Source organism: Kitasatospora sp. NPDC057936 (genome assembly GCF_042887525.1).
Taxonomy (GTDB): domain Bacteria; phylum Actinomycetota; class Actinomycetes; order Streptomycetales; family Streptomycetaceae; genus Kitasatospora.
In genome coordinates, this window is sequence record NZ_JBHVPD010000013.1 from 69,543 (window position 1) to 94,742 (window position 25,200).

Consider the following 25,200-nt stretch of genomic DNA (forward strand, 5'->3'; position numbering starts at 1 on the left):
CCGGACGGGACCCTAAGGCACGTCCATACGATGGTCATACCAATCCCCCCCAAACGGCAGGGTCAGGGCCGTCACCCGTACGCCGAGTGGTGGCTCCGTCACGGAGCGCGACGAGGTACCGCCTCACCCAGGCACGGCGGGTCCGACCTCGCACACCATCGACGACGGAGCGAGTCCGTCCGGTTGCATCCATCGGGCGATCACTTGAGACCGTACGTGGCGACTCGCAGACCGAATGCGTTCGCATGCCATGCTGACCCGGTCACGGGTTCTATCACCCCACTTGTCCGACCGGACTTTCGCATGCCTGCACGCCTGCCGAACGCCTCATGAACGGAGTGACCATGGACTCCCTATCCCGTCGCACCCTGCTGGCCGCCGGCGCGGCCGGCGCCGCCGCCCTGGTGGCGGGCTGCGGGACCACCGCCGCCGGCGGCGGAGAGCACGCGACGGGAACCCCGGCCCCCGCCGGGACCACCGAGCCGCCCGCCACCCCGGCCCCGGCACCGGCCAAGCCGCAGGTCGTGCTGATCGGCGACGGCTCCACCTCCGACACCGGCGCCCAGCCCCGCCAGCCCGTCCCCGACCGGCTCAAGCCGGGCGAGCGCCCGCCGCAGTTCGTCGTCTTCTCCTGGGACGGCGCCGGCGAGCTCGACAACGGCCTGTTCGCCCGCTTCCGCCGGCTGGCGCAGGAGCACAACGCGTCGATGACCTTCTTCCTCAGCGGCCTCTACCTGCTGCCGGAGTCCAAGAAGGACCTCTACCGCCCGCCCCAGCACAAGGCCGGCGCCTCCGAGATCGGCTACCTCAGCGACCAGCACATCCACGACACGCTGGAGAACGTCCACGCCGCCTGGCTGGAGGGCCACGAGATCGGCACCCACTTCAACGGCCACTTCTGCGGCTCCACCGGCGTCGGGAAGTGGTCCCCGGAGGAGTGGGACAGCGAGATCCAGCAGGCCATGGACTTCGTGACGAACTGGCGGACGAACACCGGGTTCACCGACCTGCCGGCGCTGCCGTTCGACTACGGCAAGGAGCTGATCGGCAGCCGGACCCCGTGTCTGGAGGGCCAGCGCAACCTGCTGCCCACCGCCGTCAAGCGCGGCTGGCGCTACGACAGCAGCGGCAACGGCAGCCAGGTCTGGCCGCAGAAGATCCAGGGCGGCGCCCTGTGGGACCTCCCGTTGCAGTCCATCCCGTTCCCCGGGCACACCTTCCAGGTGCTGTCGATGGACTACAACATCATGTTCAACCAGTGCGGCCCCAACACCAAGGCCGACCCCGCGCTCTACCCGGGCTTCCAGGCCCAGGCGCGCGACGCCTACCTGATGGGCTTCGACCGCACCTACAACGGCAACCGGGCGCCGTACATCATCGGCAACCACTTCGAGGAGTGGAACGGCGGCATCTACATGAACGCCGTCGAGGACGCCTTCAAGTCCATCGCGAGCAAGCCCGAGGTCCGGCTGGTGTCCTTCCGCCAGCTGGTCGACTGGCTGGACGCCCAGGACCCGGCGGTGCTGCGCAAGCTGCAGACCCTCGCCCCGGGCCAGGCCCCGGCGGGCGGCTGGGAGAGCTTCCTCGGCACCCCGGCGGCGCCGCCGTCCCCCACCGCCGCCGCCCCGGCCGCCGCCGTCGGCTGACCGTCAGGCCCTGCGGACCCGGCCGGAGACCAGCGCCCCCAGCAGGGCCACCCCGGTCATCGTCAGGAAGATCACCGCGAAGGCGCCGGGCGACCCGGCGCCTTCGGCGTTCCCGTGGGCGACCGCCACCGAACCGCCGCCCAGCGCCGAGAAGAGCACCCCGGCGAGGCCCACCAGCAGGACGTTGCCGAGCGCGTCGCTCATCTGCAGCGAGGCCGAGTTGGCCCCGGCGTCCTGCGGCGCGGACAGCTTCATCATCAGCACGCTGACGCTCGCGACCGTCAGCCCCATCCCGATGCCGCCGACGCCCCAGGCCACCGCCGCCGCCCAGACCGGCACGGCCGGGACCAGCACCAGCGCCGCCCCCGCGATCGCCACCGCGGTCAGCACGAACCCGCCCCGGATCATCGCCTCGCGGTGGCGCTCGGCGCCCGGACGGCCCTGCAGCCACGAGCCCAGCGCCCAGGACAGCCCGCCGCTGGTCAGCGTGAGCCCGGCCAGCGTCGGCGACAGGCCGCGCTGGGTGACCATCATCAGCGGGATGAACGCCTCCGCCGCGAAGAACGCCCCGGCGGCCACGCCGCGCAGCAGGATCACCGTCGGCAGACCGCGCCCGGCCCGCAGCGTGCCCTCGGGCAGCAGCCCGAGCACCGCCGGCAGCAGCAGCGCCGCACCGGCCGCCGCCGGGAGCAGCCCGATCGGGTCCAGCCGCTGGCCCGCGTACTGCAGCAGGCCGGCGCCGAGCGCCGCCATCGCGGCCAGCACGGTGCGGCGGCGGTCGAACTCCGCGCCCTTCGGCACGGGGTGCTCGCGCTCCGACCGGGCCAGCGCCGGACCCATCACCGCGAGCGGCAGCAGGATCAGCGCCGGCACGGCCAGGAACACCCAGCGCCACCCCAGGTGCTGGGTGACGGCTCCGGAGACGACCGGTCCGACGATCGAGGGGAGCACCCAGGCCGAGGAGAAGGCCGCGAACACGGAGGGCCGCAGCCGTTCCGGGTAGGCCCGGCCGACCACGACGTACAGCGCGACGATCACCAGCCCGCCGCCCAGGCCCTGGACCGCCCGCCCGGCCACGAACAGCCACATCCCCGGCGCCGTCCCGGCCACCACCAGGCCCGCGCCGAACACCGCGATGCCGGTGAACAGCGGTTGCAGCGGGCCGCGCCGGTCGCACCACTGGCCGGAGACGACCAGGGCGAACAGCGTGGTGGTGAAGTAGCCGGAGAAGGCGAAGGCGTACAGACCGAGGCCGTCCAGCTGCCGGGCCGCCACCGGCATCGCGGTGTTGACCGCCGTCGCCTCGAAGGCGAGCAGCAGGACCACCGACACGATCCCCAGCGTGAGGGCGCGGTAGCGGCCGCTGAGCACCCCGCCGCCGGGGTCGTTCTCGACGGGTATCGGGGCGGAGTCGACCGAGGTGGGGGAGGCAGTGGTCATACGTAATATCGTAAGGGCCGTCCGGTGTTTGGACCCCTGACCGGAGTCGGTGGTCGACTCCGCCGCAGGACCTAGGACACGCCTCGGGACACACCCCGGGACCGGGTCAGTGGAGCACCTTCAGGCCGACCACGCCGGAGACGATCAGCAGCAGGCAGCCGATCCGGGCCAGGGTCACCGCGTCGCCCAGGACGGCCATGCCGTAGAGCGCGGTGCCGACCGCGCCGATGCCGACCCACACCGCGTAGCCGGTGCCGATCGGGATGGTGCGCATCGCGTACGCCAGTCCGCCCATGCTCAGCAGCAGGGCGACGCCGAAGACGAGGCCGGGGACGAGGCGGGTGAAGCCCTTGGACGACTCCAGGGCGACCGCCCAGACGGTTTCCAGGACACCCGAGACGATCAGAACGAGCCAGGCCATGACGGTACGAACCTCCGCAGTCCACAGCGGCCGGATTGCCGCTGAACTGCGCCGTCTTGTCGTCACCGGGTACGACGCGCTCGTCCGGAGTGGCGGGAAAACGCCACTTGTCCCCGACGGTAGCACACATTGCCATACAGAATTTACAAAACAGCGTTGACCCCATTCACGGAATCCGCCATCCTGAATTCACTGGCCGTGTGCCCGAGAGGCTCAGGGAACCGTCTGCAAAGCGGTACACACGGGTTCGAATCCCGTCACGGCCTCGGTAAAAGGAATTGCCGGTCGACTGCGAAAGTCGACCGGCAATTCCTCGTTCCGCATTTCTCTCACACCGCGACGGCGTCCTCCGGCCGGATCGGCAGGCGCCCCACCGGCAGACCGGTCGCGGCCCGGACGGCGGCGGCGACGGCCGCCGGGGCGACCACCGCGGGCACGGCACTGACGGCCTTGGCGCCGAAGGTCGCGACCACGTCCCGCTCCTCCAGCAGGGCCGCGATCCGCACCTCGGGGGTGTCCAGCGCGGTCGGCAGCCGGTAGCCGGTGAGCGACGGGTTCTGCAGCACGCCGCCCTCGGTGCGCAGCTCCTCCAGCAGCGCCAGGCCGACGCCCTGGGCCACGCCCGCCTCGATCCGGTCCTCGATCTGCCGCGGGTTGAGCGCCCGGCCGACGTCCTGCGCGACGGTCATCTCGACCACCCGGACGGCGCCCAGCTCGATGTCCACGTCCACGACCGCGCGCATCGCGCAGAAGGCGATGGAGACGAACGCGTCGCCCTGCCCGGCCTCGTCCAGCGGCTCGGTCGGGTGCGGGCGGCACTGCGCGGTGGCCCACAGCTCCTTGCCCTCGAGCGCCTCGGCGACCGGCATGCCGAGCACCCCGTCGTACGAGGTGATCTTGCCGTCGGCGATCTGGAGCAGCTCCACCGACATCCCGAAGTTGGCGGCGATCGGCTGGAGCAGCTGGTGGCGGACCATCAGCGCGGCCCGCTCGACCGCGCCGCCGGACACCCAGGTGTGCCGCCCGCGGGCGGAGGGCCCGGCGATCGACTGGTCGCTGTCGGCCGGCGCGATGTAGACCTCGCCGACCCCCAGCACGGTCTGCACGATCTGCCGGGCCAGCGTCGCGAAGCCCTGGCCGGAGTCGACGGCCGCGCAGATCACGGTCGCGTGGTCGCCGCTGACCCGCACGGTGGCGGTGGACACCTCGTCCTCGCCCTCGGCGCCGAGCATGTGCACCATGCCGACGGCGTAGCCGATCCCGCGCCGCACGGCGGCCGGGTCGCCGGCGCCGCCGGGCCCGCCCGGCAGCAGCCACTCGGCGTCCGGGTCGTCCACCGGCAGTGCCGGCAGCGGTTCGGCGGCGACGGCCTCCAGCAGCGCGGTCACCGGCGCCGGGCACGTGACGGCCTGTCCGGTGGGCATCGGGTCGCCGGTGGCCATCGCGTTGCGGCGGCGGATCTCCACCGAGTCCACGCCCACCCGGGCGGCCAGCTGGTCCAGCTGCGACTCGTAGGCGAAGCAGGACTGCAGCGCGCCCTCGCCGCGCATCCGCCCGGCCGGCGGGTTGTTGGTGCGCACCGCCCACGCGTCCACGAAGACGTTCGGGCAGACGTACGGGCCGACCGAGAACGCCGTCGCGGCGGCCAGCGCCTCGGCGGAGACGTCCGCGTAGGCGCCGCCGTCCAGCAGGATCTGCGCCTCGACCTTCACCAGCCGGCCCTCGGCGTCCGCGTGGTGGCGGTAGCGCAGGAGCGCGGGGTGGCGCGAGGTGTGGGTGTGGAAGGACTCCTCGCGGGTGAGCGTCATCTTCACCGGCCGGCCGGTGCGCAGCGCCAGCAGCGCGAGGGTGACCTGGAAGGAGAGGTCCTCGCGGTCCGAGGTCGCTCCGGGCACGCCGGTGACGACCAGTCGCACCCGGTCCGGCTCCAGGCCGAGGCACGCGGCGGTGCGGTCGCGGTCCCCGTGCGGGTCGGTGGAGGACAGGTGCAGTTCGACGCCGCCGTCCGGGCGCGGCACGGCGAGGCCGGCCTCGGCGCCGAGCGGGGCCGGGTCCTGCCGGCCGACCTGGTACAGGCCCTCGACGACGATCTCGCCGACCGCGTCCGGGTCCCCGCTGCGCAGCGGCAGGTGGCGGAACAGGTTGCCGTCCGGGTGCAGCGGCGGGGCGGTGAAGGCCTGCTCGGGGTCGGTGACGGCCTCCAGCGGCTCGTACTCGACGACGATCAGACCGACCGCCAGCCGCGCGGTGTCGGGGTGGTCGGCGGCCACCGCGGCCACCGGCTCGCCGTGGTGGCGCACCACGCCCGAGGCCAGCACCGGCCGGTCGGCGACGATCGGCCCGGCCGGGGCGCCGTCGGGCAGGCCGTCCGGACCGGGCGGCAGGTCGGCGGCGGTGACGACGGCGTGCACGCCGGGCAGGGCGAGCGCGGCCGAGGTGTCGATGGCCTTGATCCGGGCGTGCGGGTGCGGCGAGCGCAGCAGCGCGCCCCACAGCAGCCCCTCGGCCCACAGGTCGGCGGCGTACGGGTAGATGCCGAGCGCCTTGGGCAGGGCGTCGCTGCGCAGCGGCGAGCTGCCGAGCCCGAACGGCTCCGGCGCGCCGGCCCCGTCGCCGTCCTGCTGGGTTGCTGCGCCGATGTCGGTAGGCGACGTCATGATGCGTGGTCGTCCTCGGGGAGCCGGATGCCGTGGGCGGGGGTGGCGCCGTACGGGACGCCGGCCGGGGCGCCGCCCTCGGCCGGGACGCCGTGCGGGGGCGTGGGGACGTACGGCGCGCCGTCGAAGCCGGGACCGGGCGTGCCGTCGAAGCCGGGACCGGGCACCGGGGTGCCGTGGGCGGGGGTGGGCTCGTAGACGGGGGCGTCGTAGCCGCCGTCGTAGCCGGGCTGCTGGGGGTAGCCCTCGGGGTAGCCGGCGCCGGGCAGGTAGGTGCCGTGCGCGGGGGTGGCCTGGTACGGCTGCTCGGGGTAGCCCTGCGGCTGGTAGTAGACCTGGTCGTCGGTCGGCTGCGGCGGGACGGCCGGGATCTCGTACGAACCGGTGTCGTACACCCCGGTGTCGTAGCCGCCCTGGCCGTCGTAGCCGTGCTGGCCGTCGTAGCCGCCCAGGCCGTCGGCGCCGTACGGCAGGCCCTGGCCGGGGACCGCGGCGGCCGGCTCCTCGGCGGGCGGCTGCGGGACGTGCTCGATCCAGGCGTCGGCGTCGGTGTAGACGGGGGGTTCGGCGGCGGGCTCCTCCGCGGGCGCCTCGGCGGCCGGCTGCCCGGCGGCCCCTTCGGCGGCGGGCGCGGCAGCGGCGGAGGCCTCCTCGGCGAGCGCGGCCTCCTCCGCCTCCTCGGCCTCCAGGGCGCGCGCGTCGGCGACGCTCTGGACGGCGGCCAGCACCCCGCGGTAGCCGGTGCAGCGGCAGAGGTTGCCGCACAGCGCCTGCCGGGCCTCGACCTCGGTGGGCCGGTGGTTGCGCTGGAGCAGGTCGTGCACGGCCATCGCCATGCCGGGCGCGCAGTAGCCGCACTGGACCGCGCCGGACTCGGCGAGCGCCTGCTGCACGTCGCTCGCGCCGCCGCCCGCCGACAGGCCCTCGACGGTGTTGATCTCGCTGTCCGCGGCCAGCGCGGCCGGCACCAGGCAGCCGGCCACCAGCTGGCCGTCCACCTGCACCGAGCACGCGCCGCACTCGCCCTGCTCGCAGCCGTCCTTGGCACCGGCCAGGCCGAGCCGCTCGCGCAGCACGTAGAGCAGGCTCTCGCCGATCCAGGCGTCGGTGACGGGCCGTTCGAAACCGTTCACCCGCAGGGTGTAGGAGGCGCAGGGGCGCAGCTCACGGCTGACCTGCGGGGAGAAGCCGAGCGGGTCGGCGTCGAGGGTGTCGATGGGGTCTGTGCTCACTTCAGCGCCCTTCCCAGTGCCCGTCGGGCCAGCACCGACACGGTACGCCGTAGCCGAACGGCGGCCGCGCTCGGCCCCTCGGTCACGGCCTCCCAGGCACCCTCGGCGCCGTAGCCGTCGGGGACGCAGGCTGCGGCGACGTACTCGCCGAAGGCGGCGGTCGCGGCGGGGTCGATCTCCCGGCTGCCGTCCCAGTCGATGCAGCCGGCCACCCAGGCCTCGGCCTCCAGCGGCCGCAGCGGCACCGGCGCGACGGCGCCGACGGCGCAGCGCACGGAGCGCCGGGCGGGGTCGAGGACGAGGGCGACGGAGGCGGTGGCGCGGGCCGGGCCGCTGCGGCCGGTCGCCTTGAGGAAGACCTGGGGCGCGTGCAACAGCGGGACGCGCACCCAGGTGAGCAGTTCGCCGGGGCGCACCGGGTCGAGGCCGGTGAGGAGGTGACTGACCGGTACCTCCCGGGTGCCACCGGCCCGGGCGAGGGTGACGGTGGCCTCCAGGGCGGCGAGCACCGGGAGGGTGTCGCCGGCCGGGGCGGCGGTGACGATGTTGCCGCCGAGGGTGCCGACGTTGCGGACCTGCGGGGGTCCGGCGGTGCGGGCGGCGTCGGCGAGGGCGGGGATCAGCGCGGCGAAGTCCGGGCGGTCCATCCGGGCGTGGGTGAGGCCGGCGCCGAGCACGGCGGTGCCGCCGTCCTCGTAGCGCCAGCCGCGCAGTTCGGTGATCCGGCCGAGGCCGACGAGGGCGGCGGGGCGCAGCCGGCCGGCGTTGACGGCCTCCATCAGGTCGGTGGCGCCGGCCACGGGCACCGCGGCCGGGGCGGCGGCCAGCGCGTCGACGGCCTCGTCGAGCGAGGCCGGCAGCATGATCGTCCGGTTCACCTGGGTCCCACCGTGCTCCACTTGCTCATCGATCGCCTGCCGCCCGCGGCCTTCGGCCGTGGTGTCCGCGTCAGCAGTCCGGCCTGGCCCGTAGGGTACGGGCGATCGGGCCGGGTTGGGCAACTCTGGCACACAATGCTCGATGATCACTTCGGGGCCGGTGAACGGGACTGCCCGTTTGGGGCGGATACCGGGCGTTATCTGCCCCGGCCCGGGCCGGACCGGAACAGATGTTCATCTGTTCTTGACGTCGGATGACCATCCGGAAGTTCCCCGTGTTCCGCCTCCCCCGCATTCCCGCGGCCCGGCATTCCCGCTGCCCGGCATTCCGGCCGCCCGGCCCGAACGCCTATCGGACGGGCGGCGGCCCCTCGATCGGACGGCCGACCACTCCGGGGCGGCGCTGCCACGGGTGCGGGCCGTCGGCCGGGCGGTACTCGACGCCGAGCGCGTCCAGGACCTCCAGGTGTGCCGCCAGCCGGCGCGCGAAGGCCGGGTAGTCGCGCTCGGCCGGCTCGGCGGGCAGGGCGGACCAGGCCACCTCGGCGAAGGCGGCGAGCCGCGGGAAGGCCCGGTAGTCGACGTCCCTGGCGGTGTCCGTGAACTCGCTCCACAGGTTGGCCTGGGTGCCGATCACGCGCCGGGCGGCGGCCTCGTCCAGCTCCCTGGGCACCGGCTCGAAGCGGTACACGTCCTCCAGCGTCCGGACGAACCCGACCGGGATCGGCTCGTCGGGGCCGTCCGCCTGCCGGTGGTCCAGGTAGACGTGCTGCTCGGGGCACATCACGACGTCGTGGCCGGCGCGCGCGGCCGCGATCCCGCCGCCGAAGCCGCGCCACGACGAGACGGCGGCGCCCGGCGCGAGGCCGCCCTCCAGGATCTCGTCCCAGCCGATCAGCCGCCGCCCGCGCTCGGCCAGCCAGCGGTCGAAGTGCCGGATGATCCAGCTCTGCAGCTCGTCCTCGTTGGCGAGGCCGAGCTCGCGGATGCGCGTCCGGGCGGCGGCGCTGTCCTTCCACTGCTCCTTCGGGCACTCGTCGCCGCCGAGGTGGACGAATTCGGACGGGAAGAGCTCCAGCACCTCCTCCAGCACGCCCTCGAAGAAGCGCAGCGTCGCCTCGGAGGCGTTGAGCACGTTGTGGCTCACGCCCCAGTCCGTCCACACGCCGAGCGCCGAGGTGTCCACGACGTCGGTGTTGCCGAGCTCGGGGTAGGCGGCCACGGCGGCCTGGGTGTGGCCCGGCAGGTCGATCTCCGGCACGACGGTGACCCCGCGCTCCGCCGCGTACGCGACGATCTCGCGCAGGTCGTCCTGGGTGTAGAAGCCGCCGTGCGGCCGGTCGTCGCGACGCCCGGCGCTGCGGTAGCCGACCATCGAGCGCTCCCGCCACGCACCGCGCGCGGTCAGCTCCGGGTACCGCTTGATCTCCACCCGCCAGCCCTGGTCGTCGGTCAGGTGCAGGTGCAGGACGTTGAGCTTGTGGACGGCCAGCAGGTCGACGAAGCGCAGCACGTCCGCCTTGGGCAGGAAGTGCCGGGCGACGTCCAGCAGCGCGCCGCGCCAGCCGAAGCGCGGGGCGTCCTCGATGTCGGCGCCGGGCAGCACCCAGCCGGTGCGGCGCAGCGGGGCCCGGCGGAAGGCGTCCGGGCCGAGCAGCCGGCGGAGCGTCTGCGCGCCCCACAGCGCGCCGGCCGGACCGCCCGCGGTGATCACCGCGTGGCCCGGGCGGACCGAGATCCGGTACGCCTCGGCGGCCAGGGCGGCGTCGTGGACCAGCTCGACGCCCGCCCCGGGAGCACCCGGGGCGAACGGCAGCCCGGTTGCGGCGAACAGCGCCGCGCGCAGCCAGTGCGCGGCACCGGCCAGCGCCGGCGGGGCGGTCAGCGTCGTGGCGTCGTCGAGGGGGAAGTCCTCGCCCGGGCGGCGGACGGCACTCGAAGGTGCGGGAATGAGGTCCATTCCGACATCCTGCCCGCGCCCGGAACGATTGGCATAGACCACTGCGCAAACGCCGCACGATGCAAAACGGCGCGGTGCGGCGGCCCCGCGGGACTACTTGTCGTCGTCCCCGCCCTGCGGCTTGCCGATGCCGTCGTAGATCTCCTTGCACATCGGGCAGACCGGGTACTTCTTCGGGTCGCGGCCGGGCACCCACACCTTGCCGCAGAGCGCCACCACGGGGGACCCGGAGAGCGCGCTCTCCATGATCTTGTCCTTCTGGACGTAGTGCGCGAAGCGCTCGTGGTCGCCGTCCCCGTTGGACACCTGCGGGACGGGCTCGACCAGGGTGCCGGTGCCGAGGCCGCGCTCGGGCTCAAGAGTGCTCATAGGTGCCAAGTCTATGGGCGCCCCGGGAAACCGGGCCAGTGTCGCACCGACGGCCCCCGCCGTCAGTTCAGCGTCGGGTCGTCCGGGTAGGTCGCCAGCAGTGCCAGCGGGCCGCGCTGGCGGCGCAGCACCGAGCGCCACAGCCGCTCCGGCTCGGGGCTGGAGATGTCCCCCGGCTCGCAGTCCACCAGGTACCACGCGCCGCTCTCGATCTCCGCCTCCAGCTGGCCGGGCGACCAGCCCGCGTACCCGGCGAAGATCCGCAGCGCGCCCAGTTCGCCGGCCAGCACCTCGGGCGGCGCCTCCAGGTCCACCAGCCCGATCGCGCCGTGCACCCGCCGCCAGCCGAGCGGCTCGCCGGTGCCCGGCTCCCCCGGGGCCACCGCCAGCCCGAGCGCCGAGTCCAGCGCCACCGGCCCGCCCTGGAACACCACGGCCGGCTGCCCGACCAGCCTTCCCCAGCCGTCCAGCACGCTGCCCACCTCGACGGGCGTCGGCCGGTTGAGCACGACGCCGAGCGCCCCCTCGGCGTCGTGGTCGAGGAGGAGCACCACCGCCCGGGCGAAGTTCGGATCGGTGAGCACGGGCGTCGCGACGAGCAGACGGCCGGTGTGGGACCGGCCTCCGTGCGAATGGGCCGCCGTCATGCCACACATGATCCCGCAGAACGGGCGGGCGCGGACACCGCAACACACGAAACCCCGCCACGCCGGACGAACACCCGTACGGGCGCATCGGCGGGCGCCGGAACCCCGGAAGAGAGCACCATCACGGGAGAGGCTCACGGGAACCATCGGGACGCCCACTACCATCTACGGATGGTGGACGCCTTTACACGGTGCCGACTCGGTTTCGCCGGGGGCCCGAACGCGCCCGTACGAACGTTCCACCACCGGCTCGCAGGAGCCCTTCCCCATTTCTCTGGCACCCCGGATTGCGAGAACGATGACCGACGACGTCCTGCTGGTCCACGGCGGAAACCCGCTCGAAGGCGAGATCCGCGTCCGCGGTGCGAAGAACCTGGTCCCCAAGGCCATGGTCGCCGCCCTCCTCGGCCAGGGCCCCAGCAGACTGCGCAACGTCCCGGACATCCGCGACGTCAAGGTGGTCCGCGGCCTGCTCCAGCTGCACGGCGTGACCGTGCGCACCGGTGACGAGGACGGCGAGCTGATCCTCGACCCGTCGCACGTCGAGAGCGCGAACGTCGCCGACATCGACGCGCACGCCGGCTCCTCACGGATCCCGATCCTGTTCTGCGGCCCGCTGCTGCACCGCCTCGGCCACGCCTTCATCCCCGGCCTCGGCGGCTGCGACATCGGCGGCCGCCCGGTCGACTTCCACTTCGAGGTGCTGCGCCAGTTCGGCGCCACCATCGAGAAGCACCCGCAGGGCACCTACCTGGTCGCCGCACAGCGGCTGCGCGGCACCAAGATCGAGCTGCCCTACCCGTCGGTCGGCGCGACCGAGCAGGTGCTGCTCACGGCCGTCCTCGCCGAGGGCGTCACCGAGCTGCGCAACGCGGCCATCGAGCCGGAGATCGTCGACCTGATCTGCGTGCTGCAGAAGATGGGCGCGATCATCACCCTGGGCACCGACCGCACCATCCTGATCACCGGTGTGGACGAGCTGGGCGGCTACACCCACCGCGCCCTGCCGGACCGCCTGGAGGCCGCCTCCTGGGCCTGCGCGGCGCTCGCCACGAAGGGCGACATCTACGTCCGCGGCGCCCGCCAGCTGGAGATGATGACCTTCCTCAACACCTTCCGGAAGGTCGGCGGCGCCTTCGAGGTGGACGACGAGGGCATCCGCTTCTGGCACCCGGGCGGCGAGCTCAAGGCGATCGCCCTGGAGACGGACGTCCACCCGGGCTTCCAGACCGACTGGCAGCAGCCCCTGGTGGTCGCGCTGACCCAGGCCACCGGCCTGTCCATCGTCCACGAGACGGTGTACGAGTCGCGCCTGGGCTTCACCGGCGCGCTCAACCAGATGGGCGCCCACATCCAGCTCTACCGCGAGTGCCTCGGCGCCACCCCGTGCCGCTTCGGCGCCCGCAACTTCCTGCACTCCGCGGTCGTCTCCGGCCCGTCCAAGCTCATGGGCGCGGAGCTGGTCATCCCGGACCTGCGCGGCGGCTTCTCGTACCTGATCGCGGCGCTCGCGGCCGAGGGCACCTCGACCGTCCACGGCATCGACCTGATCAACCGCGGCTACGAGAACTTCATGGACAAGCTGCGCGACCTCGGCGCCCACGTCGAGCTGCCCAGCGAGCAGCTGGTCGACGCCTGACCGGCGGCGTCCGCCGACGGCGAGAGGCCGGGCTCCCCGCGGGGAGCCCGGCCTCTCGGGCGTTCAAGGGGTGGCTCAGGCAGCGCCCTTGGCGGCTTCCTTCAGCTTGGAGCCGGCGCTCACCTTGGCGCTGTAGCCCGCGGCGATCTGGATCGGCTCGCCGGTCTGCGGGTTGCGCGCGGTGCGGGCAGCGCGGTGGGTGCGCTCGAAGGTCAGGAAACCGGGGATGGTGACCTTCTCGTCGCCCTTGGCGACGACCTCGCCGACGATCTCGGCGAAGGCGGCCAGAACGGCGTCGGCGTCCTTGCGGGTCACCTCGGCGCGCTCGGACAGCGCGGCCACCAGCTCACTGCGGTTCATGTGTACTCCTGTGGTCTGTTCGCTTGCGGTGTGCGGGGGCCCATCGGTGCTCCCACCGGGGGGCACCCGGATGGGCCGCAGGTCCGCACACAGTGCTCGTGCAGGCAATGCGTGGTCGCAGGCCGGGTCCGCACCCGATGCCGCGCGCCGGAGCCTTCGAAGGCCCGCCCGCCTGCCTGGATACGAATCCTGCCCCGACCGGCCCCGAGAAAGCCAATCGGGCCCCGGCCGAGCCACCCGAACATCACCCTCCCGTCGGAGGTGTGACGCTCCGTCGGCTCCGGCGGACCGGGAGCGGGCGGCGGTCGGGACGACACGCCGGAAGACCAGGGGGACGTTCCGTACTTGTCGGACACGCCTGCCCCGTGCAGGGCTACCGTACGCCCTAGGCACGACAAGCCCAAACACGCCCCTCGCCCTTGTGTCGCAAGGGTTCGGGGCGGACTTGGGCGAGTACGGGCGCTATTCGGTCATTTGACCGATCCGCGGCACCGCCGCGGGCTCCCCCGTCAGAGCTTGACGGTGGGGAAGGAAGCCGTGTCGAGGGTGCCGACGATGCCCGGGGTGGGACGGGCCGGAACGGGCTCGCCCTGAGCCCCCGCCAGGGCCGCCTCGCGCACCGCGGAGGCCACCGTCTTGGCGACGTCCTTGTGGAAGACGCTCGGGATGATGTAGTTCGCGTTCAGCTCGTCGTCGCCGACGGTGGTGGCCAGCGCCCGGGCGGCGGCGATCATCATCTCGGTGTTCACGGTGCGGCTCTGGGCGTCCAGCAGGCCGCGGAAGACGCCCGGGAAGACCAGCACGTTGTTGATCTGGTTCGGGAAGTCGCTGCGGCCGGTGGCCACCACGGCGGCGGTCTGACGGGCGATCGCCGGGTCGACCTCCGGGTCCGGGTTGGCCAGCGCGAAGACGATCGCGTTCTCGGCCATGGTGGCCAGGTCGTCGCCGTCCAGGACGTTCGGGGCCGACACGCCGATGAAGACGTCCGCGCCCGCCACGGCCTCCTTGAGGCTGCCGGTGCGGCCCGAGCGGTTGGTGTGCTCGGCGATCCAGCGCAGGCTGTCGTTGAGGTCGTCACGGCCCTGGTGGACCACGCCGCGCACGTCGGCGACGGTGGCGTGCTCGACGCCGGCGGCCAGCAGCAGCTTGAGGATCGCGGTGCCGGCGGCGCCGGCGCCCGACATCACCACGCGGATGTCGGCGATGTCCTTGCCGACCACCTTCAGCGCGTTGGTGAGGGCGGCGAGCACCACGATCGCCGTGCCGTGCTGGTCGTCGTGGAAGACCGGGATGTCCAGGGCCTCGCGCAGCCGGGCCTCGATCTCGAAGCAGCGCGGCGCGGAGATGTCCTCCAGGTTGATGCCGGCGAAGCCCGGGGCGATCGCCTTGACGATGGCCACGATCTCGTCGGTGTCCTGGGTGTCCAGGCAGATCGGCCAGGCGTCGATGCCGGCGAAGCGCTTGAACAGGGCCGCCTTGCCCTCCATGACCGGCAGCGCGGCCGCCGGGCCGATGTTGCCCAGGCCCAGCACCGCCGAGCCGTCGGTGACGACGGCGACGCTGTTGCGCTTGATGGTGAGGCGGCGGGCGTCCTCGGGGTTCTCGGCGATCGCCATGCACACGCGGGCCACGCCCGGGGTGTAGATCATGGAGAGGTCGTCACGGTTGCGGATCGGCAGCTTGGACGACATCTCGATCTTGCCGCCGAGGTGCATCAGGAACGTGCGGTCCGACACCTTGCCGATCGACACGCCGTCGATCGCCCGCAGCTTCTCGACGATCTCCTCGCCGTGGGCCACCGAGGAGGCGGCCACCGTCACGTCGATCCGCAGCGCCTCCAGGCCGGAGGCGGTGACGTCGAGGCCGGTGACCGATCCGCCGGAGGACTCGACCGCCGTGGTGATCGCGCTGACCGCGTTGCTCTGGGCCGGGACTTCGAGCCGCACCGTGATCGAGTTGGAGACACTTGGCACCGTCGCCATCGACGCTTCCTTCTTCCGTCCATCGGCAGGTTCAACATTTTGTTGAAGGCATCACCTGCGCATGCTAGACCTCGATCGTCGCACCTACCAGGGCGTAGCCAGAAATAACGTTCATTGAGTGTGCGGACCCCACAAGCGGGCCCCCGGACGGGCGGCGGGCCGACGGCGGGCGGGCGACAACAGGGCCCGCGACTTCTTGCCTCTCCGGGCCGATGCGTTACATTGGACGGGACACCGGCTCGATCCAAGCCCCCGGGCCCAACCTTCGTCCCTCAGAGGGACCACTTGCCGCGAGGCGAGCATGGCGGGTCGGTGTCGTAAACGTCTGAAGGCCCCTCACCATCCGGTGAGGGGCCTTCTTCGTGGCCGCGGACCCGCCGTCAGCCGCGCGTCAGCCGTGCAGCAGCGCGGGCACGCCGGCCGAGTCCGGCAGGTCGTCCGGACCGGACAGCACGGTCAGCCGCTGGGTCGCGCGGGTGAGCGCCACGTAGAGCACCCGCAGGCCCGCCTCGGACTCGCCGGCGATCCCGGTCGGGTCGGCCACCACCGTCGCGTCGTACTCCAGGCCCTTCGCCTCCAGGCTGCCCAGCGCCACCACGCGCTCGCCCAGGCCCTCGGCCCAGCCGGCCGCCTCGGCCCGGCGGTCCATCGGCACCACGATCGCGACGGTGCCGTCCACCTCGGACAGCAGGCGCTCCAGCTCGGCCTTGGCCGCCGCGCCGAAGGCCTCCGGCGACGGGTCGGTGACGGCCGCGAAGCGCGGCTCCACCCCGACGTGGCGCACCGCGCGCGGCGACGGCGTGCCCGGCGCGGCGAGCGCCAGCACCTTGGCCGCCACCTCGGCGATCTCGGCCGGGTTGCGGTAGTTGACGGTCAGCGTGAACCGGCGGCGCTGCTTGCCCGCGAGCACCTCGTCCAGCGCGGCCTGCGCCTCCTGCGGGAACGGCCAGGAGGACTGGGCCGGGTCCCCGACGATCGTCCAGGTCGCCATCCGGGCCCGGCGGCCGATCAACCGCCACTGCATCGGGGTGAGGTCCTGCGCCTCGTCCACGATCACGTGCGCGTACTCCGTGCGCTCCACCGGCTGGCGGTCGCGCTGGCGGGCGCTGCGGTCGGCGAAGGTGGTGACCTCCTCCAGGCCGGTCAGCAGGTCCACCGCGTCCACCTCGCGGACCTTCCGCCGGGCCGGCTCGCCGAGCAGCACCTGGAGCTCGTCCACCAGCGCGACGTCGTGCGCCGACAGCGCGCCCTCGCCGGCCGCCGACAGGTGCCGCCAGGAGCCCGCCAGCAGCCTCGCCTCGTCCGGGGTGACGGCGCGGCGCGCGATCCGGTTGGTGTGGCGCGCGTGCTTGAGCGTGCCGAGCACCTTGCGCGGGGACAGCGCCGGCCACCAGGCGTCCAGGAAGTCCAGGAACGACGCCTCGTCCGAGACGTACTCGTCGAAGGACTCCTTCTCCTCCTGGCGCTGCTCGCGGGCGTAGTGGTCGGTGGGCTTCGGCAGGTGCCGGGTGGCCTCCTGCCACAGGGCGTCCAGCAGCAGCCGGCGGGCGCGCGGGCGCAGCAGGTTCAGCGGCGTGCCGCCCGAGCCCACCACGTTGCCGCGGACGGCCTTCAGCCGGCCGGCGTCGAGCTTCAGCACCTCGCCGCGGGCGACCACCTTGAGCTCCTGCGGCGCGCCCAGCTCCAGCGCCGCGCGGGCGGCCCGGCGCAGCAGCTGCACCATGCGGCCCGAGCCCTTGACCCGGGCGGCCTCGGGGCTGTCGTAGGTGCCCGCCTCGATGCCGTCCACCAGCGAGCCGACCGCGCGGATCGCGACCTGGCCCTCCTCGCCGAGCGAGGGCAGCACGCCCTCGGTGTAGGAGACCAGCAGCGGGGTCGGCGAGACGACCAGGATGCCCCCGGCGTAGCGGCGGCGGTCCTGGTAGAGCAGGTACGCGGCGCGGTGCAGGGCGACGGCGGTCTTGCCGGTGCCCGGGCCGCCGGTGACGAGCGTGGCACCGCCGGCGGCCGCGCGGATGACCTCGTCCTGCTCCTTCTGGATGGACGAGACGATGTCGCGCATCGAGTGGCTGCGGGCGCGGCCGAGCGAGGCCATCAGCGCGCCGTCGCCGACGACCGCCAGCTCCTCGCCGCCCAGGGTGGGGGTGAGGTCGGGGCGCAGCAGGTCGTCCTCGACGCCGATCACCTTGCGGCCCTTGGAGCGGATCACCCGGCGGCGGATCACCCGGCCCGGCTCGACCGGGGTGGCGCGGTAGAACGGCGCGGCGGCGGGCGCCCGCCAGTCGATCACCAGCGGGCCGTACTCGGCGTCCAGGACGCCGAGCCGGCCGATGTGCAGGGTCTCGGCCACCGCGGGGTCGGCCGGGTCGAGCGGCGTGTCGGAGGGGATGCCGTGCTCCTCCGGGGCGTCGGCCCGCTGGAGGTCGATCCGGCCGAACAGGAAGTCCTCGAACTCGTTGTTGAGCCGCTGGAGGTGCGCACCGGCCCGGTAGACCTGGGCGTCGCGCTCGGCGAGCGCGCCGGGCGTGCCGACCTGGACCCGCTTGGCGGCGTCCTCCAGGATGTACTCGGCCTCGGCGAGCTTCTCCTCGAGCCGGTGGTAGACGGTGTCGAGGTGCTGCTGCTCACCGGCGATCTCGCGCTCGCGCACGGTCTCGTGGTCGGTGGCGGGGGTGGTGTCCGTGTTGCTCTGCATGGCCTCGGTGGTTGCGACGGAATCCGGCTCCGGAAAACGAGCGGACGGATGATCCTACGCCTCGGTCGGGGGAAACGTGAAGGCCGTCCCCCGCATTGCGGGGGACGGCCTTCACTTGTGAACATGGGGTGGTGGAGATGCCGGGAATCGAACCCGGGTCCAGTGGAGTTAATTCAGGGCTTCTCCGAGCGCAGTCCGCTGTGCTTTTCTCGGCCCTGGCGGTCACACGGACGAGCCGCCAACAGGCCCAGCTGCTGTTTGATTTCCCATCCACCCTCGCAGCCCGGGCGGACGGTTGAGTTCCCTAGATTATGCCAGGGTCCGGGTCGGGAACTCCCCGGTCTGACACCCAAGCGCTATCGGTGCTTATTAGGCAGCGAGAGCGAACTGCTGGGAATCGCGCTTAGAGTTGGCGATTATTTTTTTGCGACACGTGGTTAACGAGATCATTGCCGCGTTCCTCGGCTCGCTTCCCCTGTTTCAACATCCCCTGTCGAAACCGATCATCCCCATGTTTTTTTGAGAAACAGCTCGGACTGTGACCGTCCGTGTTGCTGGCGCCATAGTACGCGAGGCGACGGGCGAGGGTCCAGCGGATTAACCCTGGCGCCGTCGGGCGGCCGCCACGGCGCGTGCCGTCTCGCGGGTGTCCTGCTTCTCGCGCAGCGTCTGGCGCTTGTCGTACAGCTTCTTGCCGACCGCGAGCGCCAGTTCGAGCTTCACCCGGCCGTCCTTGAAGTACAGCGAGAGCGGGATGAGGGTGTGGCCCGCGTCGCGCACCTTGGTCTCGATCTTGTGGATCTCCATCCTGTGCAGCAGCAGCTTGCGCTTGCGGCGCGCGGCGTGGTTGGTCCACGTCCCCTGGGTGTACTCGGGGATGAAGACGTTGTCGATCCAGGCCTCGTGGTTCTGGATGTAGGCGTAGCCGTCGACCAGGTTGGCCCTCCCCTCGCGCAGTGACTTCACCTCGGTCCCGGTGAGCACGAGGCCGCACTCGTAGGTGTCGAGGATCGAGTACTCGTGTCGCGCCTTCTTGTTCTGCGCGATCAGCTTGTGTCCGGTTTCCTTTGCCATAGCGCCGTCATTCTCGCACTTCGGGCCCGGCGGGGCAGCCCCTTTAGGCCCGGGTGCCGAGCCCGGCCAGGACGCGCAGGGCCAGGGCGTCGGCGTCCTCGGAGCCGGACGCGGGGACGTCGGGGGTGAGGCCGGTGCCGTCGAGGGAGCGGCCGGCCGGGGTGTGGTAGCGGCCGACGGTCATCTCCAGCACGGCGCCGTCGGCGAGCCGGCTCGGCTGCTGGACGGTGCCCTTGCCGAAGGTCCGCGAGCCCACCACGACCGCGCGGCTGCGGTCCTGGAGCGCGCCGGCGAGCAGTTCGGCGGCGCTCATCGTGCCGCCGTCCACGAGCACCACGAGCGGGGTGCGCTGGTCACCGCCGGCCGGGGCGGTCAACTCCCTGGTGTCGCCGCGCTCCTGGTACGAGCCGACCGCGCCGCCGTCCAGGAAGGCCCCGGCGGTGGCGACGGCCTCGTCGACCAACCCGCCGGAGTTTCCGCGCAGATCGAGCACCACGCCGCCGTGCGGGGCGCGCAGCGCGGCGCGCACCTGGTCGGCCACGCCGGTGGTGAAGGCCCGCACGACGATCCGCAGCACGCCCTTGTCCAGGTGCTCCGCGGTGACCTGCTGGCTGTCCAGCAGGGCCCGGCGCAAGCGCAGTTCGCGCACCTCGCCGTCGCCGCGCCGGACGTCGACGGTGACCTCGGAGCCGGCCCTGCGCTCGCCGTCGCGGCCGCGCAGCCGGGCGACGACCTCGGTGACCGGCAGCCGGTCGGCCTGGTCGGCGTCGATCCTGAGCAGCCGGTCCCCGGGGGCGATCCCGGCCGCGGCGGCCGGACCGCCCGGGGCGACCTGGGACACCTCGGTGACGCCGTCCTCGCCACGGCCCACCGACAGGCCCACCCCGAGGTAGCGGCCGTCCAGGCCCTGGCTGAACTCCGCGTACTCCTGCGCGCTGTAGTACGCCCCCCAGCGGTCGCCGCTGGCGCCGAGCAGGTGCTCGGCCTGCTGCTCCGAGAGTGCGGTGCCGGCCGGGTCCGCGGTGACACCGGGGACGACGGACGCGGGCCGGACGGCGTCCGCGGACGGGCGGCGCGGCGCTTCGCTCGGGTCCCCCCAGGCGCCGGTGGCGGCCCCGGCCAGCAGCACGGCGCCGAACACCAGGCTGAGGGTGGCCACCTGACGTGCCCTGCGCGGAGTTTCCAGCATGGCATCGGAGTGTAGACACCGCGCGCGGCGCCGCGGGCCGGAACGGCCGAGCGCGGAACGACGGCGGCCCCGGACGGCGCAGTGCCGTCCGGGGCCGCCCGGGGCCCGGAGGATCAGACCTTGAGGTACTTGCGCAGCGTGAAGAACGCCGCGACACCGGCCATCGCCATGCCCACCACGACCAGCAGCGGGATCACCGCCAGCACCGAGCTCAGCCCGATGAAGTGGATGAACTGCACCCGGTCGGCCAGCCAGTTCTGGACGAAGAAGTGCCCGCCGAGCAGCAGTCCGGAGGCCATCACGGCCCCGAGCAGCGCGGAGAACGCGGCCTCGGCGATGAACGGCATCTGGACGTAGAAGTTGGAGGCGCCGACCAGGCGCATGATGCCGGTCTCACGCCGCCTGCTGTACGCCGACACCCGGACGGTGTTGACGATCAGCAGCAGCGCGACGAACAGCATCAGCACCATGATGACGAAGGCCGCCGTCTGCAGACCGTTCAGCAGGCCGAAGAGGTTCTCCAGGATCTTCCGCTGGTCCTCCACCGACTTGACGCCGGGCTTCCCGGCGAAGGCGCTCTGGATGACGTCGTACTTCGTCGGGTCGTTGAGCTTCACCCGCCAGGACTGCGGCATGGCGTCCGGGCCGAGGACGGAGATGAGCGGGTTGTCCGGGTTCATCTCCTTCCAGTGCTTGTACGCCTCGGCGGAGCTCTCGAAGGTCGACGACTGGACCACCGAGTCCATCTTGTCCAGCTGGGCCTTGACGTCCTGCACCTGCTGGTCGGTGGCCGCGCCCTGCCCGCACTGCGGGGAGTTCCGGGCGTCGGACTTGGTGCAGAAGTAGATGCTCACCTCGACCTTGTCGTACCAGTACCCCTTCATGGAGTTCACCTGGTCGCGGACCAGGAGCGAGGAACCGGCGAGGGCGAGGGAGAGCGCGACGCTGACGACGACCGCGATGGTCATGGTCAGGTTGCGGCGGAGACCCACACCGATCTCCGACAGGACGAACTGGGCGCGCATGCGTGTAACAACTCCAGGGTCGGTACTGCTGGGTCGGACGGCTCGGGCCGGCGGCCCTACGGTTCAGCGGGGGTGGGTCAGTGCTGGTATCCGTAGACGCCGCGGGCCTGGTCGCGGACCAGCAGGCCCTTGTCGAGCTCGATGACGCGCTTGCGCATCTGGTCGACGATGGCCTGGTCGTGGGTCGCCATCAGCACCGTGGTGCCGGTGCGGTTGATGCGGTCGAGCAGCTTCATGATGCCGACCGAGTTCTGCGGGTCGAGGTTGCCGGTGGGCTCGTCCGCGATCAGCAGCATCGGCCGGTTCACGAACGCGCGGGCGATCGCGACGCGCTGCTGCTCACCGCCGGAGAGCTCGCCGGGCATGCGGTCCTCCTTGCCGCCGAGGCCGACCAGCTCCAGCACCTCGGGCACCACCTTGTTGATGGCGCTCTTGGGCTTGCCGATCACTTCGAGGGCGAAGGCGACGTTCTGCGCGACGGTCTTGTTGGGCAGCAGGCGGAAGTCCTGGAAGACGGTGCCCAGCTGGCGGCGCATGTGCGGCACCTTCCAGTTGGACAGCTTGCCCAGGTCCTTGCCGAGGACGTGCACCTCACCCGTGGAGGGGCGTTCCTCGCGCAGGCACAGGCGCAGGAAGGTGGACTTCCCCGAGCCGGACGAGCCGACCAGGAAGACGAACTCACCCTTCTCGATCTCCAGCGAGACGTTGTCCAGGGCGGGACGGTTCTGCTTGGGATAGGTCTTGGAGACGTTGTCGAATCTGATCACGGCTGCATCACGGAGGCCATCCTAGGCGGCGCCAGTCCTCGGTCGGTCCACCCCTGTGGGCCCGGTCCGGGGGCGGGCGAAGGGAACGGAAAGGGCCGCTCCCGGCTTGGGACCATACGCGAATCCACCGTCGGCCCGCAGGGCCCGGAGCGGACGGTTACCGGAGACTGGGGGACAATGTCCCCTTATGCCCCGAAAATTGCGAGGCATCTCACAGCCCGGGAGCCGGAACGGTCGGAACCTGGCAGAGTGGAGTGAGCGACCGTGCCCGGCCGCTCCCCCGCACAGGGCACGCGAAGGAACCAAAGCCCCGTCCGGTGCGTTGGTTCTAGCAGCGAGGAGGAGATCGCATGACCTGCGACCATCTGGTGTGCGCCAACTGCAACGGACGCGTGAGCGAGGGCCGTTGCCCGGTCTGCCGCGCCAACCGGGCCCGGCTGCAGGAGCAGCAGGGTCCGTTCGCCGCGCTCTCCCCCGCGGTGCTGCTGGCCCTGCTGGCCGGACTGCTCGCGGTGGCGCTGATCGCCCGGCAGGCGCTGGCCTGAGGCACGACGGGACGTACCGAACGCGAAGGGCCCCCGACCGATCCCGGTCGGGGGCCCTCCTGCGTCGTCGCCCGATTACTCGGCGCTGGTCTCGCGCTGCTTGCGCCGGCGGATACCGGCCTCGATGCTGTGCTTGATTTTCATCGAGGCCGAGCTCCTTACGCCTCGTTCGCGGTCTCGCGCTGCTTGCGCCAGCGGATCCCGGCCTCGATGAAGCCGTCGATGTCGCCGTCCAGGACGGCCTGCGGGTTGCCGGCCTCGAACGCCGTCCGGACGTCCTTGACCATCTGGTACGGGTGCAGGACGTAGGAGCGCATCTGGTTGCCCCAGGAGCTGCCGCTGTCCTTGAGGGCGTCCATCGCCGCGCGCTCCTCCTGGCGGCGCCGCTCCAGCAGCTTCGCCTGGAGGACGTTCATCGCGGAGGCCTTGTTCTGGATCTGCGAGCGCTCGTTCTGGCAGGAGACCACGACACCGGTCGGGATGTGCGTGATGCGCACCGCCGAGTCGGTGGTGTTGACGCCCTGGCCGCCGGGGCCGGAGGCGCGGTAGACGTCGATGCGCAGCTCGGACTCGTCGATGTCGACGTGGTCGGACTGCTCGACGACCGGGAGCACCTCGACGCCGGCGAAGGAGGTCTGGCGACGGCCCTGGTTGTCGAACGGCGAGATGCGGACCAGGCGGTGCGTGCCCTGCTCGACCGAGAGCGTGCCGTAGGCGTACGGCGCCTTCACGGTGAAGGTCGCGGACTTGATCCCGGCCTCTTCGGCGTACGAGGTGTCGTACACCTCGGTCGGGTACCCGTGCCGCTCGGCCCAGCGCAGGTACATGCGCATGAGCTGCTCGGCGAAGTCGGCGGCGTCGACGCCACCGGCCTCGGCGCGGATGTTGATCAGCGCCTCACGGGCGTCGTACTCGCCGGACAGGAGGGTGCGGACCTCCAGCTCCTCGACAGCCTTCTGGAGCGACTTGAGCTCGGTCTCGGCCTCGGTGCGGGTGTCCGCGTCGTCCTCGGCCTCGGCCAGCTCGAACAGCACGCCCAGGTCGTCGATGCGGCTGCGCAGGCCCTCGACCCGGCGCAGCTCGCCCTGGAGGAAGGAGAGCCGGCTGGTCACCTTCTGCGCGTTCGCGACGTCGTCCCACAGGGTGGGGGCGGCTGCCTCCTCCTCCAGGACCGCGATGTCGGCCCGGATCTTGTCCAGGTCGAGGACGGCCTCGATCGACCCCATGGTCGATTCGAGGTTCTTGAGCTCTTCGGAAGGATCGACGGCTGCCACGCCCCCAGCGTAATGGTTCCGGGGGTGGTCATGACGACACCGGGGTCCCCCGGCCGCCCTGGAGCGGTTCTAGGGGGCCCGCGGGGCGGTGCTGTGGACGGCCGGACGGGCCGGGTGGCCGCGGTCCGGGGCGGTGGCCGCGAAGGCCGTCCAGGCCGCGGCGGCGCCCGCCAGCAGCAGGACGGTGGCCAGCACGACGGCGAGCAACCGGCGGCGGCGCAGCAGGGCCTGGCGGTCGCGGCGGTGGCCCGCGCCGGGGGCGGTGCGCTGGGCGCGGGACTCGGCGGCGTAGGCGGCCAGCTCGTCCGCGGACGGACGGCGCAGGCTGGTGTGGGTGTCCCGGGTGGAGTCCGGGGCGACGCCGGGCACCAGCGGGACGGCCGGGCCGCGGCGGCGCTTGTGGGCGCCGGGGGCGGCGTCCACCTCGGCGTAGACGGCCTCGCCGGGGGTGATCGCCTCCTCCGCCGGGGCGCGGCCCTGCGAGGGGACGGCGAGCACCGGCAGGCCCGCCAGCGCGGGCAGCTGCTCGCGCAGCCTGGCGGCCAGCTCGGCGGCGCGCAACCGGGAGGCGGGGGCCTTGGCCAGGCACTCGGAGATGATCCGCCACAGCCCGTCCGGCAGGCCGGGGATCGGCGGCACCTGCTCGGTGACGTGGCGGCGCAGCACGGCGCCGGTGTGGCCGCCGCCGAAGGGGGTGAAGCCGGCCAGCAGCTCGTAGAGCACGGTGGCGAGGGCGTAGATGTCGACGGCGGCGCGCGGCTCCAGGCCCTCGATGATCTCGGGGGCGAGGTAGTCGGGGGTGCCGATGATCCGGGTGGCCCGCGTGCGGCGCGGGGCGTCCACCAGCCGGGCCACGCCGAAGTCGGTGAGCTTGGCCCGGGGGGCTCCGCCGGGGCCGGGGGCGGCGGCGAGGTCGAGCAGGACGTTCTCGGGTTTGACGTCGCGGTGGACGATGCCGGCCGCGTGCGCGGCGGCCAGGCCGTCGGCGACGTCGGCGATGACCGAGGCGGCGGTCTGCGGGGGCAGGGCACCGTCGCGTTCGAGCCGGGAGCGCAGGTCGGTGCCCTGGACGAGCTCCATGACGAGGGCGAGGTCGCTGCCGTCCACGACCATGTCGCGCACGCCGACCACCCGGGGGTGGTCGAGGCTGGTCAGCGCGGCGCGCTCCTGCACGAAGCGGCCGACCAGCACCTGGTCGGCGGCCAGGTCCTCGCGCAGCAGCTTGACCGCCACCGGGCCGTCCGGCCCCTCGCCGAGCCAGACCGTCCCGGCCGAACCCCGGCCGATCACCTGGTGGACGGTGTACCGGCTGCCGATCTTGCGTGCCAATGCTGCTCCGTGGGCGGCGCGGGAGCGCGCCGGAAGGTCCGGTGCGCTCGGTGGGGCGGGACAACACCGAC

The 25,200-nt window shown here is 72.8% G+C and carries 20 protein-coding genes, 1 tRNA gene, 1 other RNA gene and 1 riboswitch; of the genes, 4 read left to right on the forward strand and 18 right to left on the reverse strand.

The window, feature by feature from the left end; genetic code table 11:
- Positions 1 to 344 precede the first annotated feature (344 nt).
- Positions 345 to 1,646 (forward strand): hypothetical protein, encoded by a 1,302-nt coding sequence (locus tag ACFVU9_RS09960; protein WP_387591794.1) that lies wholly within the window; start codon positions 345 to 347, stop codon positions 1,644 to 1,646.
- A 3-nt stretch (positions 1,647 to 1,649) separates the two neighbouring features.
- On the opposite strand, the gene ACFVU9_RS09965 is transcribed toward ACFVU9_RS09960, so the two are convergent.
- Together ACFVU9_RS09965 and ACFVU9_RS09970 are read right to left on the reverse strand one after the other, a co-directional pair.
- A complete protein-coding gene (locus tag ACFVU9_RS09965; RefSeq protein ID WP_380435109.1) occupies positions 1,650 to 3,086 on the reverse strand; it encodes an MFS transporter in 1,437 nt (478 codons plus the stop codon).
- Between the two features lie 106 nt (positions 3,087 to 3,192).
- Positions 3,193 to 3,507, reverse strand: coding sequence for an SMR family transporter (locus tag ACFVU9_RS09970; RefSeq protein WP_359960387.1), 315 nt, complete (start codon positions 3,505 to 3,507; stop codon positions 3,193 to 3,195).
- 45 nt (positions 3,508 to 3,552) lie between these two features.
- Positions 3,553 to 3,618: riboswitch (guanidine-III (ykkC-III) riboswitch) on the reverse strand.
- Between the two features lie 83 nt (positions 3,619 to 3,701).
- Between ACFVU9_RS09970 and ACFVU9_RS09975 the strand changes: the two genes are divergently transcribed.
- Positions 3,702 to 3,773: transfer RNA gene (locus ACFVU9_RS09975), tRNA-Cys, on the forward strand.
- 63 nt (positions 3,774 to 3,836) lie between these two features.
- Here ACFVU9_RS09975 and ACFVU9_RS09980 read toward each other — a convergent pair.
- The 6 genes from ACFVU9_RS09980 to ACFVU9_RS10005 all read right to left on the reverse strand — a co-directional run bounded on the left by ACFVU9_RS09980 (position 3,837) and on the right by ACFVU9_RS10005 (position 11,259).
- Entirely contained in the window at positions 3,837 to 6,164 is a 2,328-nt protein-coding gene (locus ACFVU9_RS09980; RefSeq protein WP_380491213.1) for a xanthine dehydrogenase family protein molybdopterin-binding subunit, read from the reverse strand.
- Positions 6,161 to 7,396, reverse strand: coding sequence for a 2Fe-2S iron-sulfur cluster-binding protein (locus tag ACFVU9_RS09985; protein ID WP_387591799.1), 1,236 nt, complete (start codon positions 7,394 to 7,396; stop codon positions 6,161 to 6,163). Before ACFVU9_RS09985 ends, ACFVU9_RS09980 begins: the two co-directional genes overlap by 4 nt.
- Positions 7,393 to 8,259, reverse strand: coding sequence for an FAD binding domain-containing protein (locus ACFVU9_RS09990; RefSeq protein ID WP_359960722.1), 867 nt, complete (start codon positions 8,257 to 8,259; stop codon positions 7,393 to 7,395). Before ACFVU9_RS09990 ends, ACFVU9_RS09985 begins: the two co-directional genes overlap by 4 nt.
- A 364-nt stretch (positions 8,260 to 8,623) precedes the next feature.
- Positions 8,624 to 10,234 carry a beta-N-acetylhexosaminidase gene (locus tag ACFVU9_RS09995; protein ID WP_387591802.1) on the reverse strand — a complete coding sequence of 537 codons (1,611 nt, stop codon included), beginning with the start codon at positions 10,232 to 10,234 and terminating at the stop codon, positions 8,624 to 8,626.
- A 93-nt stretch (positions 10,235 to 10,327) separates the two neighbouring features.
- The gene (locus ACFVU9_RS10000; RefSeq protein ID WP_329929182.1) at positions 10,328 to 10,603 is read right to left on the reverse strand and encodes a DUF3039 domain-containing protein; all 276 of its coding nucleotides are present in this window, start codon (positions 10,601 to 10,603) and stop codon (positions 10,328 to 10,330) included.
- 62 nt (positions 10,604 to 10,665) lie between these two features.
- Positions 10,666 to 11,259 (reverse strand): YqgE/AlgH family protein, encoded by a 594-nt coding sequence (locus tag ACFVU9_RS10005; RefSeq protein WP_380491206.1) that lies wholly within the window; start codon positions 11,257 to 11,259, stop codon positions 10,666 to 10,668.
- A 289-nt stretch (positions 11,260 to 11,548) separates the two neighbouring features.
- Between ACFVU9_RS10005 and murA the strand changes: the two genes are divergently transcribed.
- Positions 11,549 to 12,889 carry a UDP-N-acetylglucosamine 1-carboxyvinyltransferase gene (murA, locus tag ACFVU9_RS10010; protein ID WP_380435420.1) on the forward strand — a complete coding sequence of 447 codons (1,341 nt, stop codon included), beginning with the start codon at positions 11,549 to 11,551 and terminating at the stop codon, positions 12,887 to 12,889.
- Positions 12,890 to 12,964: 75 nt separating this feature from the next.
- Here the strand turns inward: murA and ACFVU9_RS10015 are convergent, their stop codons facing one another.
- From ACFVU9_RS10015 to ftsE, 8 genes are all read right to left on the reverse strand, one after another.
- Entirely contained in the window at positions 12,965 to 13,249 is a 285-nt protein-coding gene (locus tag ACFVU9_RS10015; RefSeq protein ID WP_030242980.1) for an HU family DNA-binding protein, read from the reverse strand.
- 509 nt (positions 13,250 to 13,758) lie between these two features.
- A complete protein-coding gene (locus ACFVU9_RS10020; protein ID WP_329929185.1) occupies positions 13,759 to 15,231 on the reverse strand; it encodes an NAD-dependent malic enzyme in 1,473 nt (490 codons plus the stop codon).
- Positions 15,232 to 15,622: 391 nt separating this feature from the next.
- Positions 15,623 to 17,926 carry a HelD family protein gene (locus tag ACFVU9_RS10025; protein WP_380491202.1) on the reverse strand — a complete coding sequence of 768 codons (2,304 nt, stop codon included), beginning with the start codon at positions 17,924 to 17,926 and terminating at the stop codon, positions 15,623 to 15,625.
- Positions 17,927 to 18,055: 129 nt separating this feature from the next.
- Positions 18,056 to 18,437: a transfer-messenger RNA gene (ssrA, locus tag ACFVU9_RS10030) on the reverse strand.
- A gap of 86 nt (positions 18,438 to 18,523) precedes the next feature.
- The gene (gene smpB / locus ACFVU9_RS10035) at positions 18,524 to 19,000 is read right to left on the reverse strand and encodes an SsrA-binding protein SmpB (protein WP_380435422.1); all 477 of its coding nucleotides are present in this window, start codon (positions 18,998 to 19,000) and stop codon (positions 18,524 to 18,526) included.
- A gap of 43 nt (positions 19,001 to 19,043) precedes the next feature.
- Positions 19,044 to 20,189: a S41 family peptidase gene (locus tag ACFVU9_RS10040; RefSeq protein ID WP_387591809.1), complete on the reverse strand. Its 1,146-nt coding sequence runs from the start codon at positions 20,187 to 20,189 to the stop codon at positions 19,044 to 19,046.
- 113 nt (positions 20,190 to 20,302) lie between these two features.
- Complete coding sequence (gene ftsX, locus ACFVU9_RS10045; RefSeq protein WP_329929190.1) at positions 20,303 to 21,214, reverse strand: permease-like cell division protein FtsX; 912 nt, start codon at positions 21,212 to 21,214, stop codon at positions 20,303 to 20,305.
- A gap of 77 nt (positions 21,215 to 21,291) precedes the next feature.
- Complete coding sequence (gene ftsE, locus ACFVU9_RS10050; RefSeq protein WP_063349173.1) at positions 21,292 to 21,981, reverse strand: cell division ATP-binding protein FtsE; 690 nt, start codon at positions 21,979 to 21,981, stop codon at positions 21,292 to 21,294.
- 350 nt (positions 21,982 to 22,331) lie between these two features.
- Here ftsE and ACFVU9_RS10055 point away from each other — a divergent pair, with 350 nt between their 5' ends.
- Entirely contained in the window at positions 22,332 to 22,526 is a 195-nt protein-coding gene (locus tag ACFVU9_RS10055) for a hypothetical protein (protein ID WP_359960365.1), read from the forward strand.
- A gap of 158 nt (positions 22,527 to 22,684) precedes the next feature.
- Here ACFVU9_RS10055 and prfB read toward each other — a convergent pair whose 3' ends face one another.
- On the reverse strand, positions 22,685 to 23,800 hold the full coding sequence (gene prfB / locus ACFVU9_RS10060) for a peptide chain release factor 2 (RefSeq protein WP_380435424.1): 1,116 nt from the start codon (positions 23,798 to 23,800) through the stop codon (positions 22,685 to 22,687).
- Positions 23,801 to 23,869: 69 nt separating this feature from the next.
- Positions 23,870 to 25,129: a serine/threonine-protein kinase gene (locus ACFVU9_RS10065; RefSeq protein ID WP_380435425.1), complete on the reverse strand. Its 1,260-nt coding sequence runs from the start codon at positions 25,127 to 25,129 to the stop codon at positions 23,870 to 23,872.
- Between the last annotated feature and the right edge of the window lie 71 nt (positions 25,130 to 25,200).

Bases quoted from the DNA above. Each gene is read 5' to 3' on its own strand.
- ACFVU9_RS09960 (WP_387591794.1), top strand. From the start codon at position 345: ATGGACTCCCTATCCCGTCGCACCCTGCTGGCCGCCGGCGCGGCCGGC.
- ACFVU9_RS09965 (WP_380435109.1), bottom strand. From the start codon at position 3,086: ATGACCACTGCCTCCCCCACCTCGGTCGACTCCGCCCCGATACCCGTC.
- ACFVU9_RS09970 (WP_359960387.1), bottom strand. From the start codon at position 3,507: ATGGCCTGGCTCGTTCTGATCGTCTCGGGTGTCCTGGAAACCGTCTGG.
- ACFVU9_RS09980 (WP_380491213.1), bottom strand. From the start codon at position 6,164: ATGACGTCGCCTACCGACATCGGCGCAGCAACCCAGCAGGACGGCGAC.
- ACFVU9_RS09990 (WP_359960722.1), bottom strand. From the start codon at position 8,259: ATGCTGCCGGCCTCGCTCGACGAGGCCGTCGACGCGCTGGCCGCCGCC.
- ACFVU9_RS09995 (WP_387591802.1), bottom strand. From the start codon at position 10,234: ATGGACCTCATTCCCGCACCTTCGAGTGCCGTCCGCCGCCCGGGCGAG.
- ACFVU9_RS10000 (WP_329929182.1), bottom strand. From the start codon at position 10,603: ATGAGCACTCTTGAGCCCGAGCGCGGCCTCGGCACCGGCACCCTGGTC.
- ACFVU9_RS10005 (WP_380491206.1), bottom strand. From the start codon at position 11,259: ATGTGTGGCATGACGGCGGCCCATTCGCACGGAGGCCGGTCCCACACC.
- murA (WP_380435420.1), top strand. From the start codon at position 11,549: ATGACCGACGACGTCCTGCTGGTCCACGGCGGAAACCCGCTCGAAGGC.
- ACFVU9_RS10015 (WP_030242980.1), bottom strand. From the start codon at position 13,249: ATGAACCGCAGTGAGCTGGTGGCCGCGCTGTCCGAGCGCGCCGAGGTG.
- ACFVU9_RS10020 (WP_329929185.1), bottom strand. From the start codon at position 15,231: ATGGCGACGGTGCCAAGTGTCTCCAACTCGATCACGGTGCGGCTCGAA.
- ACFVU9_RS10025 (WP_380491202.1), bottom strand. From the start codon at position 17,926: ATGCAGAGCAACACGGACACCACCCCCGCCACCGACCACGAGACCGTG.
- smpB (WP_380435422.1), bottom strand. From the start codon at position 19,000: ATGGCAAAGGAAACCGGACACAAGCTGATCGCGCAGAACAAGAAGGCG.
- ACFVU9_RS10040 (WP_387591809.1), bottom strand. From the start codon at position 20,189: ATGCTGGAAACTCCGCGCAGGGCACGTCAGGTGGCCACCCTCAGCCTG.
- ftsX (WP_329929190.1), bottom strand. From the start codon at position 21,214: ATGCGCGCCCAGTTCGTCCTGTCGGAGATCGGTGTGGGTCTCCGCCGC.
- ACFVU9_RS10055 (WP_359960365.1), top strand. From the start codon at position 22,332: ATGACCTGCGACCATCTGGTGTGCGCCAACTGCAACGGACGCGTGAGC.